At 74.8% G+C, this 15,874-nt stretch carries 10 protein-coding genes; 3 read left to right on the top strand and 7 right to left on the bottom strand.

Annotation, left to right across the window (positions count from 1 at the left end; genetic code table 11):
- On the bottom strand, positions 1 to 626 hold a 626-nt coding region (locus ABEA77_RS32245; protein WP_345655469.1), incomplete at its 3' end, for an SWIM zinc finger family protein.
- Positions 623 to 3,628 carry a DEAD/DEAH box helicase gene (locus ABEA77_RS32250; protein WP_345655471.1) on the bottom strand — a complete coding sequence of 1,002 codons (3,006 nt, stop codon included), beginning with the start codon at positions 3,626 to 3,628 and terminating at the stop codon, positions 623 to 625. The genes ABEA77_RS32250 and ABEA77_RS32245, both read right to left, overlap by 4 nt.
- Positions 3,629 to 4,256: 628 nt before the next feature.
- Here ABEA77_RS32250 and ABEA77_RS32255 point away from each other — a divergent pair.
- The gene (locus tag ABEA77_RS32255; RefSeq protein WP_345655473.1) at positions 4,257 to 4,568 is read left to right on the top strand and encodes a DUF6343 family protein; all 312 of its coding nucleotides are present in this window, start codon (positions 4,257 to 4,259) and stop codon (positions 4,566 to 4,568) included.
- Between the two features lie 44 nt (positions 4,569 to 4,612).
- Here the strand turns inward: ABEA77_RS32255 and coaE are convergent, their stop codons facing one another.
- From coaE to rpsA, 4 genes are all read right to left on the bottom strand, one after another.
- Complete coding sequence (gene coaE, locus ABEA77_RS32260; RefSeq protein WP_345655475.1) at positions 4,613 to 5,218, bottom strand: dephospho-CoA kinase; 606 nt, start codon at positions 5,216 to 5,218, stop codon at positions 4,613 to 4,615.
- Positions 5,219 to 5,248: 30 nt separating this feature from the next.
- Positions 5,249 to 6,193 (bottom strand): PAC2 family protein, encoded by a 945-nt coding sequence (locus tag ABEA77_RS32265; RefSeq protein ID WP_345655477.1) that lies wholly within the window; start codon positions 6,191 to 6,193, stop codon positions 5,249 to 5,251.
- 96 nt (positions 6,194 to 6,289) lie between these two features.
- Positions 6,290 to 7,819 (bottom strand): flavin monoamine oxidase family protein, encoded by a 1,530-nt coding sequence (locus ABEA77_RS32270; RefSeq protein ID WP_345655486.1) that lies wholly within the window; start codon positions 7,817 to 7,819, stop codon positions 6,290 to 6,292.
- Positions 7,820 to 8,141: 322 nt separating this feature from the next.
- Positions 8,142 to 9,650 (bottom strand): 30S ribosomal protein S1, encoded by a 1,509-nt coding sequence (rpsA, locus tag ABEA77_RS32275; RefSeq protein ID WP_345655479.1) that lies wholly within the window; start codon positions 9,648 to 9,650, stop codon positions 8,142 to 8,144.
- Positions 9,651 to 10,212: 562 nt separating this feature from the next.
- Between rpsA and ABEA77_RS32280 the strand changes: the two genes are divergently transcribed.
- Both ABEA77_RS32280 and hrpB read left to right on the top strand, forming a co-directional pair.
- On the top strand, positions 10,213 to 11,106 hold the full coding sequence (locus ABEA77_RS32280) for a class I SAM-dependent methyltransferase (RefSeq protein ID WP_345655481.1): 894 nt from the start codon (positions 10,213 to 10,215) through the stop codon (positions 11,104 to 11,106).
- 3 nt (positions 11,107 to 11,109) lie between these two features.
- Positions 11,110 to 13,635 (top strand): ATP-dependent helicase HrpB, encoded by a 2,526-nt coding sequence (gene hrpB, locus ABEA77_RS32285; protein ID WP_345655482.1) that lies wholly within the window; start codon positions 11,110 to 11,112, stop codon positions 13,633 to 13,635.
- 65 nt (positions 13,636 to 13,700) lie between these two features.
- Here hrpB and ABEA77_RS32290 read toward each other — a convergent pair whose 3' ends face one another.
- Positions 13,701 to 15,554 carry a lytic transglycosylase gene (locus ABEA77_RS32290; protein WP_345655484.1) on the bottom strand — a complete coding sequence of 618 codons (1,854 nt, stop codon included), beginning with the start codon at positions 15,552 to 15,554 and terminating at the stop codon, positions 13,701 to 13,703.
- Between the last annotated feature and the right edge of the window lie 320 nt (positions 15,555 to 15,874).

Consider the following 15,874-nt stretch of genomic DNA (forward strand, 5'->3'; position numbering starts at 1 on the left):
CCGGCGAGCGCGGCGGCGGCGCGCTCGCCCGCGGAGCGCGCGGCGCTGCGGCGGGTGAGGTCGGCGAGGATCTCGTGCTCGGCGCGGCCCCGCGCGAGCAGCAGCACGAACGGGTCGGCGTCGAGCAGCCTGGCCGTCTGGTAGCAGAGTGCGGCGGCGTGCTTGCAGGGGTGTCCGTCGTCGGGGCAGGAGCAGTCGGGCACCAGGTCGCCTGCGGCGGGCAGCAGGTCGGAGAGGTCCACGAGGGCGTGCGGCATGTCCCTGTCGAGGAGTGCGGCGATGTGCTCGGGCCGCTCGGCCGCGCTGTGCAGCAGGTCCTCCCAGTCGTCGTCGCCGAGGGTGCGCAGCCGGAGCTGGGTGCGGTACGGGCGCGGGCGGGTGCCGTGCACGTACGCCATGACGCGGCCCGGCGTGACGGTGACCGCGTCGACGTGGCCGCCGTCCGCGTAGGCCCTGCCGCGGCTGAGCCTGGCCGGGTCGAGCGCGGTGTCCTCCATGGAGGCGAGCCACGCCTGGCCCCACCAGGTGGCCGCGAACGGCCCCTCGTGCGCGGGGCGCGGCGGCATCGCGGGGAAGGTGGCGCGCCGGTCGTCGTGGCGGGTGCGGCGCGGCGGGGGCGCGGTCATGACGGCCTGCGCAGGGACACGAGGTCGGCGAGCTCCCGGTCGGTGAGCTCGGTCAGCGCGGCCTCGCCGGAGCCGAGGACGGCGTCGGCGAGGGCGCGCTTGGCGGCGAGCAGCTCCGCGATCCCGTCCTCCACCGTGCCCTCGGTGACCAGCCGGTGCACCTGGACGGGCTGGGTCTGCCCGATGCGGTAGGCGCGGTCCGTCGCCTGCTCCTCGACGGCGGGGTTCCACCAGCGGTCGAAGTGGACGACATGGCCTGCCCTGGTGAGGTTGAGACCGGTGCCCGCGGCCTTCAGCGAGAGCACGAACACGGGGACCTCGCCCGCCTGGAAGCGGTCCACCATGCGCTCGCGCTCGGCGACAGGCGTGCCGCCGTGCAGCAGCTGGACGGGGACCGCGCGGCTCGCGAGGTGCGCGCCGATCAGCCGCGCCATGGCCACGTACTGGGTGAAGACGAGGACGGAGCCGTCCTCCGCGAGGATCGTGTCGAGCAGCTCGTCGAGCAGGGCGAGCTTGCCGGAGCGGCCCGCGAGCCGGACGCCGGCCGGGGCGGTGCGGCCTGCGCCGCCGGACGGCGGGGTCTCCTTGAGGTACTGCGCCGGGTGGTTGCAGATCTGCTTGAGCGACGTGAGGAGCTTCATGACGAGGCCGCGCCGCGCGATGCCCTCGGACTCCTCGATGGCGCCCATCGTCTCGCGGACCACCGCCTCGTACAGCGACGCCTGCTCCCTGGTGAGGGGCACCGGGTGATCGGTCTCCGTCTTGGGCGGCAGCTCGGGGACGATGCCCGGGTCCGACTTGCGCCTGCGCAGCAGGAACGGCCGCACCAGGCGGGCGAGCCGGTCGACCGCCTGGTCGTTGTCCGCGTCGGCGACACCCGCCGCGCGCGCGTTCTCCACGTTCTCCACGGTGCGGGCGTGGCGGGCCCTGAACGTCTTGAGCGGGCCGAGCAGCCCGGGTGTCGTCCAGTCGAGCAGCGCCCACAGCTCGGAGAGGTTGTTCTCGACAGGGGTGCCGGTGAGCGCGACCCTGGCAGCCGCCGGGATGGTGCGCAGGGCCTTCGCGGTCGCGGAGAACGGGTTCTTCACGTGCTGGGCCTCGTCCGCGACGACCATGCCCCAGCGGTGCCCGGCCAGTTCCTCGGCGCTTGAGCGCATCGTGCCGTACGTCGTGAGGACGAAGCCGCCCGCGACCGGGTCGAGCGAGCGGCCCGCGCCGTGGAAGCGGTGCACCGGGGTGCCGGGCGCGAAGCGGGTGATCTCGCGCTGCCAGTTGCCGAGGAGGGACGCGGGGCACACCACCAGGGTGGGCCCGTCCTCCGGGCCGCCGCCCGCTCCCCCGCGCGCTGCGTCGGCCGCGCGGCCGGCCCGGTGCAGGTGCAGCGCGATCAGTGTGACCGTCTTGCCGAGGCCCATGTCGTCGGCGAGGCAGCCGCCGAGGCCGAGCGAGGTCATCAGGTCGAGCCAGGCGAGGCCCCGCAGCTGGTAGTCGCGCAGGGTCGCGGCGAGGCCGGGCGGCTGCGGCAGGCTCCCGGGGCCCGCGGCGATCCGGTCGCGCAGCGCGGCGAGCGCGCCGGTCGGCACGGCCTCGACGCGCTCGCCGTCGACCTCGGCGCTCCCGGTGAGCGCGACGGCCAGCGCCTCGGACGGCTGGAGCAGGCCCAGCTCCCGCTTGCGCGCCTTGCGCACGAGCGCGGGATCGGCGACGACCCACCGGTCCCGCAGCCGCACCACCGGCCTGTGGGACTCGGCGAGCGCGTCCATCTCGGCCTCGGTGAGCGCGTCGCCGTCCAGGGCGAGCTGCCAGTCGAAGGAGAGGAGCTGCGCGCTGTCGAAGAAGACCGTGCCGTCCGTGGCGGATCCTGGTGCGGTGCGCGCCGGTCTGACGACGGCGGTCGCGGTCAGCGTGCGGGCCAGCTCCTTCGGCCAGTGCACGGCGACGCCGGCGGCGGCCAGCCGGCTCGCGGCCGGGCCGAGCAGGTCGTACAGCTCGTGCTCGGCGAGGGCGAGGGCGTCCGGCACGTCCCGCTCGGTGAGGCGGCCGAGCGGCGGCCACACCCGCGCGGCGCGGCGCAGCGCGAGCAGCGCGTCGACGCGGGCGCGCGGCCCGAGCGCCTCCTCCCCCTCGCCCGCCCACAGCCGGGCGGCGTCCACGACGAGCGTCGGGTCGGCGAGGCTGTGCACCTGGACCAGCGCGACGGCGGCACTCCTGACGCCCTGCTCAGGCTCCGCGCCCGCACCGGGCCCGCGGTCGGAGGCGCCGGCCGCTTGGGAGGACGGGGCCGCGTCGGATGCGTCGAACGCGTCGAACGCCGACAGGTCGAGCCTGAGCGAGATCCGGACGCCCGCGTCCATCCCGGCGGCGGCCTGCGCGGCCCAGGCCCGCGCGCCGGGCAGCCGCTGCGGCGTTCGGGCCGCGAACGCGGCGCCCGCGGCGAACGGCGCGGCCGGTGTGCGCGGCAGCGTGTCGGCGACCGCGTCGAGGAAGGCCCGCACGAGGGCCTCCGGCTCGGGCACGCGCCACCCAGCGCCCGCGGTGCCTGGCGGAGCCGGGACCGCGTGCGCCTCCGGGGGCATCGCGGCGGCGACGGCCCGCAGCTGTGCGATGTCCTCGGCGTCCAGCGGCCCGGCGCGCCAGGCGTCGTGGTCGCGCGCGGTGAGGCCGGGCAGCAGCCTGCCGCGGCCGACCAGCTGGAGCGCGTGCAGCGCTGCCGCGCCCCAGCAGGCGGCCGCCGGGTGCGCGGATCTGTCACCGCGGGCCCTCACCAGCAGCGGCACCGCCTCACCCACGGGCACGTGGACGGCCGGCACCACCGACTCGGCCACCCCGGCCGACCCGTCCGCGGCGGCGCGCAGGACGGTCAGCTCGCCGGCCCGGCGGTCGGGGAAGGCGCCCTCGGGCAGCTCTCCGTCCGGCGCCCAGAACGCGACGCGCCCCTCCCGGGGCAGCTCGGCCGGGAGGAACACGGCGGCACAGCGCACCGCCTCCGCTCCGTACGCCACACCGACCACCGCCCTTCCCACCCGCACCCGCCGCCCGGCGCTTCCGATGCGCTGTCGGCGAGTCTAGGGAAAGGCACTGACAATGCCGCCCTGCACGGTGTTCCCGCAGGCCGGAAAAGCAATGGCCGGGTGGCGCGGCCGATCGCGCGGCGGGCAGGTCGCGGCGCGACGTCCCCGCACACGGCGCTGTCCCCGCACACGGCCCTTCCCGGCACCGCGCGGACGCGCCCCCGCCGGCTCAGCCCTCAGCCGCTTCCGGTCGTCCTGCCGCCCGTGGGCCCGGCCCCGGCGGGCTCCCCAGCGGGACGTCCTCGCCGGGAGCGCCGTCCGCTCCGGGATACGGCAGCCCGGCCGCAGCGTCCGCGTCCGGACCCGGCCGGCGCGCGGGAGGTGCACAACGGTGCGCTCGTCGACCTGGTCGCCTACCCGTCGCCCTACTGCGCGGGCGGCGGGTAGGCGACCAGGTGTACATCGCGACCACGCTGACGAACACCGTCTCCCCGCACAACCCGCCCTGGCGCAGCTACCGCTTCGTCCACTGACCCGCGCCCCTTTTCCTGCGCCCGGCCGCTTCGGCCCGCTCCCACCGGGTACCCCGTGGAGGAGCGCCGGAGGAGGTGGGTCCGCGATGCGTACGGGAAGTGAGCCGGTCACCGCGCGCAGTGCGCTGCGCATGCGGTTCTGGCTGAGTCTGTGGGGTCTGTTGTGGTGCGGTGGCGCCGCGGCCGTGCTGGCGCTGCTCTCCGCGCCCGTCCTCGCGGGCATCTGCGCGGCGCTCGCGCTGATCGCGCTGGTCGACCTCGGCGTGATCGTCCACCGGATGCGGCAGGGGCCGCACTTCCAGCCGGGCCGCGACGTGCCACCGTACGAGCCGGTGCGGGAGCCGCGCCGGCAGGGCGGCCGCCGGGGGTACGGCCGGCACCTGCGCCACCACCCCTGACGCGACGGGCGCCACGCGCCGACGCCCCCGCCCCGCCGGGGTGGTCAGGCCGCGGCGGCGGCCCGCCGCTCCAGGTCGTGCCACACCTCGCGCACCCGGGCCTCCAGCGCCTCGCGCGGCCCGTCGTTGTCGATGACCACGTCGGCGGCGGCACGCCGCTGCTCGCGGGTGGCCTGCGCGGCCATCCGGCCCCTCGCGTCCTCCTCGGTCATGCCGCGGAGGCGCACGAGCCGGTCGAGTTGCGTCCCGGGGGACGCGTCGACGACCACGACCACGTCGAAGTGGCTCATCATGCCGCCCTCGACCAGCAGCGGCACGTCCTGCACGACGATCGCGCCGTCGCCCGCCGCGCGTTCGAGCGCGGCGGAGCGCTCGCGCACGAGCGGGTGGACGATCGCGTTGAGCGTCTCCCGGCGCGCCGGGTCCGCGAAGACGATCCGGGCCAGCGCGGCCCGGTCGAGGGTGCCGTCGTCCGCGAGGACACCGGCGCCGAACTCCGCGACCACGGCGGCCAGGCCCGGCGTACCGGGCTCCACCACCTCGCGTGCGATGCGGTCGGCGTCGATGAGGACGGCGCCGTAGGACGCGAACAGCCGCGCCACCTCGCTCTTGCCGGCGCCGATGCCGCCCGTGAGTCCCACTCTCAGCATGGGGCCAGCCTATGCGCGGGCGCGGGGCGGTCAGGCGCCGCCCTCGCCCTCGCGCTCCGCGAGGAACTTCTCGAACTCCAGGCCGATCTCGTCCGCCGAAGGGATGTCCGCGGGCTCCGCCACCAGGCTGCCCCGGGTCTCCGCCCCGATGATCGCGTCGTACTGGTGCTCAAGGCCCTGGACCATCGTGACCAGGTCCTCGTCGCCCTCGCCGAGCTGCCGCTCGATCTCCGTCTGGGTGCGCTGGGCCTCGGTGCGCAGGGCGTGCGCCACGGCGGGCAGCACCAGGCCGGTCGCCGCGGTGACCGTCTCCAGCGCGGTGAGCGCCGCGTCCGGGTACGAGGACCGCGCGACGTAGTGCGGCACATGGGCGGCGACGCCGAGCACGTCGTGTCCCGCCTCCATCAGCCGCAGCTCGACCAGCGATTCCGCGCTGCCGGGGATCTGTGCCTCGTCGAAGGGGCTCTGGTGGCCCGGCGTGAGGTCCGTGCGGTTGCCGTGCGGGGTGATGCCGACGGGGCGGGTGTGCGGGACGCCCATCGGGATGCCGTGGAAGTTGACCACCAGGCGTACGCCGAGGCGCTCGACGATCTGCTCGACGGCGGTGGCGAAGCGCTCCCACTCCACGTCCGGCTCGGGTCCGGAGAGGAGCAGGAACGGGGCTCCCGTGGCGTCCTGCACCAGGCGCACGGCGAGCGTCGGCGTCTCGTATGCCGTGAAGCGGTCGCGGCGGAACGTCAGCAGCGGACGCCTGGCGCGGTAGTCGACCAGGCGGTCGTGGTCGAAGCGGGCCACCTCCTGGTGCGGGAGGGCCTCCAGCAGGTTCTCCACGATCTGGTCGCCGGTCTCGCCCGCGTCGATGTAGCCGTCGAGGTGGTAGAGCATGACAAGGCCTGCGGTCTCCTGCGCCAGCGCCATGTCGACGGCTGCCAGGCCCTTGGGGTCCCACTCGTACAAAGCCTGCGGATCAAGCACGATTACCGCTCCTCCTCCTGCTGTTCCCCCGCAAGAACGCGCCGGGAGGCGCGGGCATTCCCCCGCCCGCGCCTCCCGCCCGTGCCGGGTCCGCGCTCAGGCGGCGAGGACGCGCTGGTGCAGTGTAGTCACCACCTTGCGTGCCGAGGAGAACGCGCCGTGCTGCCAGGCGTCGGCGTACGAGAGGTAGTCGCCTGCGAAGTAGACGTGGCCCGCCGGCTTGTTGAGCGGCGCGTACGCGGCGGCGTCCGGGCCGCCCGGCATGCTGTGCCACGCGCCGAGCAGGTGGGGGGTCTGGCGCCAGTGGTGCGAGAAGGCCGTGGCAAGCTCGGTGCGGTAGATGTCACCGTGGATCTTCACGCCCTGGGCGACGGCACGCTGCTGCCGCTCGGCCGGGGTCAGCGCGCCGTAGGAGTCGGCGTTCGCTCCGGTGTTGTAGTAGCCGATGATCACTCCGCGGCGGCCGTGGTAGCCGTACGACGGGTACCAGATGTGGCTGAGGTCCATGTCCGTCTCGGTGATGCCGCCGTAGATGCGCAGCTTCTCCTCCCACCAGCGGCTGCGGTACTCCAGGCCGATCTTGCCCGCGGAGACGGGGGTGACGGCCTTGAGGGCGCTCTGCACGGCGCCGCCGAGGTTGTGCGGGGTGGCGGCGAGGATGTGCGGGGGGAGCGCGGCGATGCAGTAGTCGGCGTGCACGGCGTGCTCGCGCCCCTGGCTCCGGTAGGTGACGGTGACGCCGTGCGCGGTGTCGGTGATGCCGCTGACGACGGCGCCGGTACGGATCCGGTGGGCGCCGACGGCTCTGGTGAGGGCCTTCGGTATCTGGTCCATGCCGCCGACCGGCTGGAACATCATCATCGCCATGTCGTAGTCGAACTCGAAGGAGAAGTACCGGCCGACGCCGTCCGACAGCACGTCGGACAGGGACGGTACGCCACCGAGCACGCGGCCCGGCGTCCCCGCGGCGCCCGGGTCGGTGGCGTAGCCGCGGCGGGCGCTGCCGGTGTAGGTGAGCGAGTCGCCGATGTCGCCGAAGTCCTTCAGCCACTCCAGGAGTCTCTCCTGGTCGTCGGCGGTGACGGCGCCGTCGAGCGCGCCCTTGTCGGTGGCCTTCGCGAGGAGTTCCGCGACATAGCCGTACAGGTCGGCCTTGGCGGTCCTGTACCGCGTCGGGGCGGTCATGCCCGCCTTCTCGTCGAAGAGGTAGGCGTTGGCGTTCTGGTTGGTGAACGCCTCGATGGGGACGCCCAGTTCGCGGCAGTAGTCGAGGGTGAGCATCCACTGTGCGAGGCGGGCGGGGCCCGCGTTCATGTACTGGCCTTCGCTGAAGTGCGCCTGCTGGCGGTTGCCGTTGGTGTCGGTGGTGGTGTCGCCGCCGCGCACCGTGAAGTTCCGGCCGCCGGTACGGTCGCGGGCTTCGAGGACCGTGCAGTCGTAGCCCGCCTTGCCCAGTTCGTACGCGGAGGCGAGGCCCGCGATGCCGCCGCCCACGACGACGACCCTGGCCGCGGCCCTGCCGCCCAGGGTGAAGTCCCCGGTACGCGGGGCGCGGTAGCCCGCCTCGCGCTGTGCGGCCTGAGCCGCGGTGGGGGCGAGCCCCATGGCGCCCATGCTCGCGAGCATGGCGCCCGCGCCTCCGGTGATCCCTACCGTGCGCAGGAATCCCCGCCGGCTCGTGCCCGTGGAGTTGGTGGTGGGTGTCTGACGCATGTCCCGGACCCCTTCCTGACCATCTTCTGATCATTCGGTCGCCGGGAGCATGCCAAAGGTGTGTTTCGGGCCACAGGTCACGGTTGGTCCCCCGTGTTGCCCTCCTCTCACGACTGTTACGGGAGCCTGCACGCGGCACGGGGCCCGGCACACGCGGAAGGCCCGCTCCCCCCCGAGGGGGAACGGGCCTTCCGTATGTCTGCGCGCGGACGGGTGCGACGTCAGCGCACGGGCGTCAGCTCTGGCCGCCGGCGAGCTTCTCGCGCAGCGCGGCCAGCGCCTCGTCCGACGCCAGGGCGCCGGAGTTGTCGCCGGAGTCCGAGGAGTACGAGCCGCCGGAGGCCGCCGGGGCGCTGCCCTGGCCCGCGGCCGGAGCCGCAGCACCCTCGGCCGCAGCCGCCTCGTCCGCCTCGCGGGACTTGATGACCTGCGCCTGGTGCTGCTCGAAGCGCTGCTGCGCCTCGGCGTACTGCGTCTCCCAGGCCTCGCGCTGGGTCTCGTAGCCCTCGAGCCAGTCGTTGGTCTCGGGGTCGAAGCCCTCGGGGTAGATGTAGTTGCCCTGGTCGTCGTAGGACGCGGCCATGCCGTACAGGGTCGGGTCGAACTCCACCGACGCCGGGTCGGTGCCGAAGGACTCGTTGGCCTGCTTCAGCGAGAGGCTGATGCGGCGGCGCTCCAGGTCGATGTCGATGACCTTGACGAAGATCTCGTCGTTGACCTGGACGACCTGCTCCGGGATCTCCACGTGGCGCTCGGCCAGCTCGGAGATGTGGACCAGGCCCTCGATGCCCTCGTCCACGCGGACGAACGCGCCGAACGGAACCAGCTTGGTGACCTTGCCGGGGACGACCTGGCCGATCTGGTGCGTGCGGGCGAACTGCTGCCACGGGTCTTCCTGCGTCGCCTTCAGCGACAGGGAGACACGCTCGCGGTCCATGTCGACGTCCAGGACCTCGACCGTGACCTCCTGGCCGACCTCGACGACCTCGGACGGGTGGTCGATGTGCTTCCAGGACAGCTCCGAGACGTGCACGAGGCCGTCGACGCCGCCGAGGTCCACGAACGCACCGAAGTTGACGATGGAGGAGACGACACCGGAGCGCACCTGGCCCTTCTGGAGGGTGGTGAGGAAGGTCTGGCGGACCTCGCTCTGCGTCTGCTCCAGCCAGGCGCGGCGGGACAGGACCACGTTGTTGCGGTTCTTGTCCAGCTCGATGATCTTGGCTTCGAGCTCCTTGCCCACGTAGGGCTGGAGGTCGCGCACGCGGCGCATCTCGACCAGGGAGGCCGGCAGGAAGCCACGGAGGCCGATGTCGAGGATGAGACCACCCTTGACGACCTCGATGACCGTACCGGTGACGATGCCGTCCTCTTCCTTGATCTTCTCGATCGTGCCCCAGGCGCGCTCGTACTGAGCGCGCTTCTTGGACAGGATGAGACGGCCTTCCTTGTCCTCCTTCTGGAGAACCAGGGCCTCGATCTCATCGCCCACGGCGACGACCTCGTTGGGGTCGACGTCGTGCTTGATCGAAAGCTCGCGGGAGGGGATGACACCCTCGGTCTTGTAACCGATGTCGAGCAGGACCTCGTCCCGGTCGACCTTCACGATGACGCCGTCGACGATGTCGCCGTCGTTGAAGTACTTGATCGTCTCGTCGATCGCGGCGAGGAAGGCGTCCTCATTACCGATGTCGTTGACCGCAACCTGCGGGGTGGTGGCGGTGGTCTCGGTGCTGCTCGTCATGTGGGAAAGGGCTCCGGTACGGACATTGGATCGTAGGTACTGCTACGCCGAGAGCCCGATATCGCCTCAGTGGAACCAGGCCAGCCCGGGAAGCGCCGACCCGTGGACCGGGCAGGCGCCTCGACGAACCGAGGAGACTCCAAAGATGCGAGCGCGGCTGCTACGTCTGAGGCGCGCAAGCCCGCAGCGCAACCTTTAGCATACGGGGGCGGCCAGGCATGGTCAATGCGCGAAGGCGCCCACCGGGGGCGGAAGGCCGCATACCGGAAAGCGGCACGTCGTACGCGGTCCGGCGGACAACCCGGGCCGGGCGCCCGTCACGGAGCCCTCCGCCCGGGGGCCTCACCCCGTCCCGCGCGCGGGACACTGCCAGACTCGGACGGCGAAGGACCGCAAAGGACAGCGAACGACGCCGGAGGACCCCGCCCCGGAACCGGGAATATTTTACGACGCGGACCGAGCCGGAGACCATCCCCACCGCCCTCCCCATCCGTATCTTCGTCCGCACCCGCATCCGCGGGCCCTTCCGGCACTTCCACCACGAGACACCACGACGGGCACGATGAACCAAGAGCACGGCGCACACCAGCAAGGCACTCCTGTTCCGGCTGTTCCGGCTGTTCCGGAACGGCTTCCGGCCGGCGCGGAGCCTCCGGAGGCGGAGGCGGCACGCCGCCCGTCCGGCGCGGCGGAGAGCGCGCGGGCCAACCGCGGCTGGTGGGACAGGAACGCCGACGAGTACCAGGACGCGCACGGCACGTTCCTCGGCGACGACCGCTTCGTCTGGTGCCCCGAGGGGCTCGACGAGATGGAGGCGGGGCTGCTCGGCCCGCTGGAGTCGCTGAGCGGCCTCGACGTCCTGGAGATCGGCGCGGGCGCCGCCCAGTGCTCGCGCTGGCTCGCCGCGCAGGGCGCGCGCCCCGTCGCCCTCGACCTCTCGCACCGCCAGCTCCAGCACGCCCGCAGGATCGACGAGGAGCGCTCGGGCGCGGTGGCCCTCGTGCAGGCTGACGCGGGGGTGCTGCCCTTCCGCGACGGCGCCTTCGACCTGGCGTGCTCGGCGTACGGCGCGATCCCGTTCGTCGCCGACCAGGTGGGGGTGTTCCGCGAGGTGCGCAGGGTGCTGCGGCCTGGCGGGCGCTGGGTGTTCTCGGTGACGCACCCGGTGCGCTGGGCGTTCCCCGACGAGCCGGGCCCCGAGGGGCTGACGGCGTCGATGTCCTACTTCGATCGGACCCCGTACGTGGAGCAGGACGAGAGCGGCCGCGCGGTCTACGTGGAGCACCACAGGACGCTCGGGGACCGGGTCCGCGACCTGGGGGCCGCCGGGTTCCGGCTGCTCGACCTGGTGGAACCGGAGTGGCCCGCCTGGAACACGCAGGAGTGGGGCGGCTGGTCGCCGCTGCGCGGCGCGGTGCTGCCGGGCACCGCGATCTTCGTCTGCGTACGGGACTGAGCCGTGCCGCCCGTACGAGAGGAGGCGCTCGCCGCGCTGCCCGTCGCCGCGGCCGTGCCCGAACTGGCGGCGGCGCTCGACGCGGCGGGCACGGCGGTGCTGTGCGCGCCGCCTGGCACGGGCAAGACGACGCTCGTCCCGCTGGCGCTCGCCGGTCTGCTGCCGGGGGCGCGGGGGCCGGTGCGGCGGGTGATCGTGGCGGAACCCCGGCGGATCGCGGCGCGCGCCGCCGCCCGGCGGATGGCCTGGCTGCTGGGCGAACGGGCAGGCGAGCGGGTCGGGTTCACGGTGCGCGGCGAGCGCGCGGTGGGGCGTGCGACGGTGGTGGAGGTCGTCACCACGGGCGTGCTGCTCCAGCGTCTCCAGCGCGATCAGGAGCTCGCGGGCGTGGACGTCGTGGTCCTCGACGAGTGCCACGAGCGGCACCTGGACGCGGACACGGCGGCCGCGTTCCTGCTGGACGTGCGGGCCGCGCTGCGGCCCGGGCTGCGGCTCGTGGCGGCCTCCGCGACGACGGACGCGGCGGGCTGGTCCACGCTGCTCGGCGACGCCCCGGTGGTCGAGGCGAGCGGTGTCTCGTACCCGGTGGAGGTGGTGTGGGCGCCGCCCGCGCGACCGGTGCGGCCGCCGCACGGCATGCGGGTCGACCCCGCGCTGCTCGCGCATACGACGTCGGTGGTGCGCAGGGCGCTGGCGGAGCGGCCGGACGGCGACGTGCTGGTCTTCCTGCCCGGCGTGGGCGAGATCGCTCGGGTGGCGGGGCAGCTGGGGGATGGGGGCGCGCTGGGGGCCGAGGTGCTCCAGGTGCACGGCAGGGCGCCGGCCGCCGTGCAGGACGCGGTGCTCGCCGGATCCTCGGGCGGGCGGCGGGTGGTGCTCTCGACGGCTGTCGCGGAGTCGAGCCTGACCGTGCCGGGGGTGCGCACGGTGGTGGACGCGGGCCTCGCCCGCGAGCCGCGCACGGACCACGCGCGGGGGCTCTCCGCGCTGACGACGGTCCGGGTGTCGCAGGCGGGCGCGGCCCAGCGGGCGGGCCGCGCGGGGCGCGAGGCGCCCGGCGCCGTGTACCGGTGCTGGGACCAGGCGGAGCACGGCAGGCTGCCCAGGTTCCCCGCGCCGGAGATCAGGGTCGCGGATCTGACGGCGTTCGCGCTCCAGGCGGCGTGCTGGGGCGACCCCGGCGCCGCGGGCCTCGCGCTGCTCGACCCGCCGCCCGCGGGCGCGCTCGCGGCGGCGCGCGCCCTGCTCTCGGCGATCGGCGCGACCGGGCGGGACGGCAGGGTGACGCCGCGCGGCACCCGGCTCGCCGGGCTCGGCGTGCACCCCGCGCTCGCGCAGGTGCTGCTCGCCGTCGCCGAGCGGCTGGGCGCGCGGCGCGCGGCCGAGGTGGTGGCGCTGCTGAGCGAGGAGCCGCCCCGCTCGTACGGGGACGACCTCGCGGCGGCCCTGCGGTCGGCGCGGGCCGGCGGCGACGCCTACGGGGCCGGGTGGCGGCGGGAGGTGCGGCGGCTCGAAGGCGCCCTGCCCGGCGGCGTGCGCGCGCCTTCTGGGCGGGTCGGCGACGACGCGGCGGCCGGTCTGGTCGCCGCGCTCGCCTTCCCCGAGCGGGTGGCCTCGGCGCGGCGCGGCGGCGCGTACCTGATGGTGTCGGGGACCGGGGCGGAACTGGGCGAGGGGTCGCGGCTGCGCGGCCAGGAGTGGCTCGCGGTCGCGGTGGCGGACCGGCCCGCGTCCGCCGCGGCGGCGCGGGTGCGGCTCGCGGCGGTGATCGACGGGGACACGGCGCTCGCCGCGGCCGGGGGCCTGCGCTCGGCGGGCGAGGAGGTCCGCTGGGAGGACGGCGACGTGGTGGCGAGGCGTGTGGAGCGGCTCGGGGCGGTGGAACTCGCCGTACGGCCGCTGCGCGACGCGCCCGCCGCCCTGGTGCGGGCGGCACTGCTCGACGGGCTGCGGCGCGAGGGGCCCGGCCTGCTCCACTGGACGCGGGACGCGGAGCAGTTGCGGGACCGGCTGGCGTTCCTGCGGCGCGCGGTGGGCGGCGGCTGGCCCGACGTGTCGGACGCCGCGCTGCTCGACCGGGCGGACGACTGGCTCGAACCCGAGCTGTCCAGGGCACGGCGCCGCGCGGACCTGGCGCGGATCGACGCGGGGCAGGCGCTGCGGCGGCTGTTGCCGTGGGCGGGCGGCGAGGCCGCGCGCCTCGACGAGCTGGCGCCCGAGCGGATCGAGGTGCCGAGCGGCTCGCGGGTGCGGGTGGCGTACGACGGGGAGCAGCCGGTGCTCGCGGTGAAGCTCCAGGAGGTGTTCGGGCTGCGGGAGACGCCCGTGGTGGCGGGCGTTCCTGTGCTGGTGCACCTGCTCTCGCCCGCGGGCCGTCCGGCCGCCGTCACCGCGGACCTGGCGTCGTTCTGGCGGGAGGGCTACCGCGCCGTCCGGGCGGAGCTGCGCGGCCGCTATCCGCGCCACCCGTGGCCCGAGGACCCGTCGACCGCCGAGGCGACGCGGCGGGTGCGGCCGAGGAAGCCCTGAGCGCCCGTACGCCCCCGCCGGGTTTTCCCGCGGGGGCGTACGCATGCCGTGGGCTGTCCGGGCGGCTACTTCTTCGCGGAAGCCGAGGCCGAGGGAGAGGCGGAAGCCGGGCCCGAGGGGGACGGGGACGCGGAACCGGACGCCGAGGGGGAGGACGACGGGGAGGGCGAGGACGACGGGGTGCCCGACGGCGGGGCGGAGGGTGCGACGGCCGGGGTGACCTCGACCTTGACCTCGACGGTGCCGCCGCCCTCCGCGGTGAGCTTCACCGTGAACGTCCCGGTGTCCTCGCCCGCGACGAGCACCGGCAGGGTGAGGGTGCCGTCGTCGGCCGTGGTCAGGCCGGACAGCGTCGTGGCCTTTCCGTCCGCCCCGTCGCCGGTCCTGAAGAACGGGCCGCCGTCCTTCACCGGCTTGCCGTCCCTGTCGACGATCGCCGCGGAGACGCCGACCTCGGCCGCGGCGTCGCCCTTGAGGGTGGCCTTGACGGCGATGGGCTGCTTGAAGTCGCTGTCGGCCGCCGCGCTCTGGTCGCCGTCCTTGCCGAGGTAGGCCAGCGCGTCGGCGGTGCGCGGGGTGACGGTCGCCGTGAAGTCGACGGCGGGGGCGTCCCCGGCCGTGGCCCGTACGGTGAACGTGCCCGTCTTGTCGCCCGCCTTGACGGCGGGCGCGCTCGCCGTGCCGTCCTTCCCCGTGGTGACGGTGGCCTTGGTGCCTGACGCGTCGCCGCCCTTGCCGAAGCGGGCGTCGGTGCCGCCGGTGATCTCGAAGGTGACGGCGACCCCGGCGACCGGCTTGCCCGCGTCGTCCACCGCGCGCACCTGGGGCTGCTCGGCGAACAGCGCGCCCGCCACGGCGGTCAGCCGGTCGTCCACGGTCTTCACGAGGGACTTCAGCGCCGGTCCCGTGGCGGGCGGCGTCGTGGAGCCGTCGCCGGGGGGCGTGGACGGCGTGCCGGGGTCGCTCGGCGAGGGGCTTCCGGAGGGCGGGGCCGTGGGGTGGCCGGGCTTCGACGCGGACGGCGTGCCGGACGGGATCGACGGGGCGCTGCTCGACGGGTCGGGCGAGGGCAGCGGGTCGAAGGGCTCCGTCGGGGGCACGGAGCCCGCGCCGTCCGGGATCTCGTGGGTGCCCTTGAGGTAGTACTCGTACCAGGACAGGACGGTGTCGAGGTACTGCTGCGACTGGTTGTAGCCGAGGATCGCGGCGTTCATGTCGGCCTGGACCGTCATGTCGTGGTGGTCGGCGCAGAGTTTGGCGCCCGCGGCGAGCGCGGCGTCGAAGATGTTGTTGGGGTCCTCGACGCCGTCGTGGTTGCCGTCGCGGCCCCAGGTCTGCCAGGTCGACGGGATGAACTGCATGGGGCCCACGGCCCGGTCGTGCACCGCGTCCTGGTCGTAGACGCCGTGGTCGGTGTCCGTGATGTTCGCGAAGCCGTTCCCGTCGAGGACGGGGCCCAGTATCGGGCTGAGGGTGGTGCCGTGGGCGTCGACCTCGCCGCCGCGCGCCTGGCCGGACTCGACCTTGCCGATCGCGGCGAGCAGCTGCCACGGCAGGCGGCACTGCGGGTTGGACTCCTTCAGCGCCTGCTCGGCCTGCTGGTACGCGGCGAGGACGGTGGCGGGGATGCCCGACTCCTGGGGGCCGCCCGCGGCCGTGCCGCCGGGCTCCGGGGTGGCGCCGGTGGCGGGCGTCGGCGACGCGAGCGGCGGAAGGTCCGTGTAGTAGGGCGAGTTGCCCGTCGCGGTGTCCGGGGGCGGGTCCTGCGCGTCCCCCGCGCTGCGCTGTCCGCCGCCGGCGCCGGTGAGCGGCGAGGTGAGGCCGGGGGCCTGGGAGGCGGAGAGTGCGGCGATGGCGACCGCGGCGACCGCCGTGCTGGTCGCGCCTCTGCGCAGCCTGCGACCGAATAGCGCTGCCATGACGAATGACCTCCCCCAGAACGACACTTCGCGCTCCCGCGCCCCGACCCAGGTGACCCTACGACACCACCTGGCGGGGGAACAGCGTCCCCTGACCGCTTTTCACCGGTTCGCCACCTGTGAGTTGCCCGCTGCTCGCCCGGCTCACAGGAAGGCGGGACTGCGGTGCCCCGTATGGGCGGAAACCGGTACGGGGGGCGCGGCGGCGGTCCGCGCCCGGCGCGGCTGTACGGGCGGCGGGCTGTACGGGGCGCGGGCGGGGCGCGCGCTCGGCGGCGAGTGGTCCCCCGCGGACATCCCGCGCTGGGGTCAGGAGGACT

The sequence above is a fragment of the Streptomyces tremellae genome (genome assembly GCF_039540215.1).
Classification (GTDB): domain Bacteria; phylum Actinomycetota; class Actinomycetes; order Streptomycetales; family Streptomycetaceae; genus Streptomyces; species Streptomyces tremellae.

Excerpts from the sequence above, each read along its gene's own strand:
- ABEA77_RS32255 (WP_345655473.1), top strand. The coding sequence starts at position 4,257 with ATGCGTACGGGAAGTGAGCCGGTCACCGCGCGCAGTGCGCTGCGCATG.
- coaE (WP_345655475.1), bottom strand. The coding sequence starts at position 5,218 with ATGCTGAGAGTGGGACTCACGGGCGGCATCGGCGCCGGCAAGAGCGAG.
- ABEA77_RS32270 (WP_345655486.1), bottom strand. The coding sequence starts at position 7,819 with ATGCTCGCGAGCATGGGCGCCATGGGGCTCGCCCCCACCGCGGCTCAG.
- rpsA (WP_345655479.1), bottom strand. The coding sequence starts at position 9,650 with ATGACGAGCAGCACCGAGACCACCGCCACCACCCCGCAGGTTGCGGTC.
- ABEA77_RS32280 (WP_345655481.1), top strand. The coding sequence starts at position 10,213 with ATGAACCAAGAGCACGGCGCACACCAGCAAGGCACTCCTGTTCCGGCT.
- ABEA77_RS32290 (WP_345655484.1), bottom strand. The coding sequence starts at position 15,554 with ATGGCAGCGCTATTCGGTCGCAGGCTGCGCAGAGGCGCGACCAGCACG.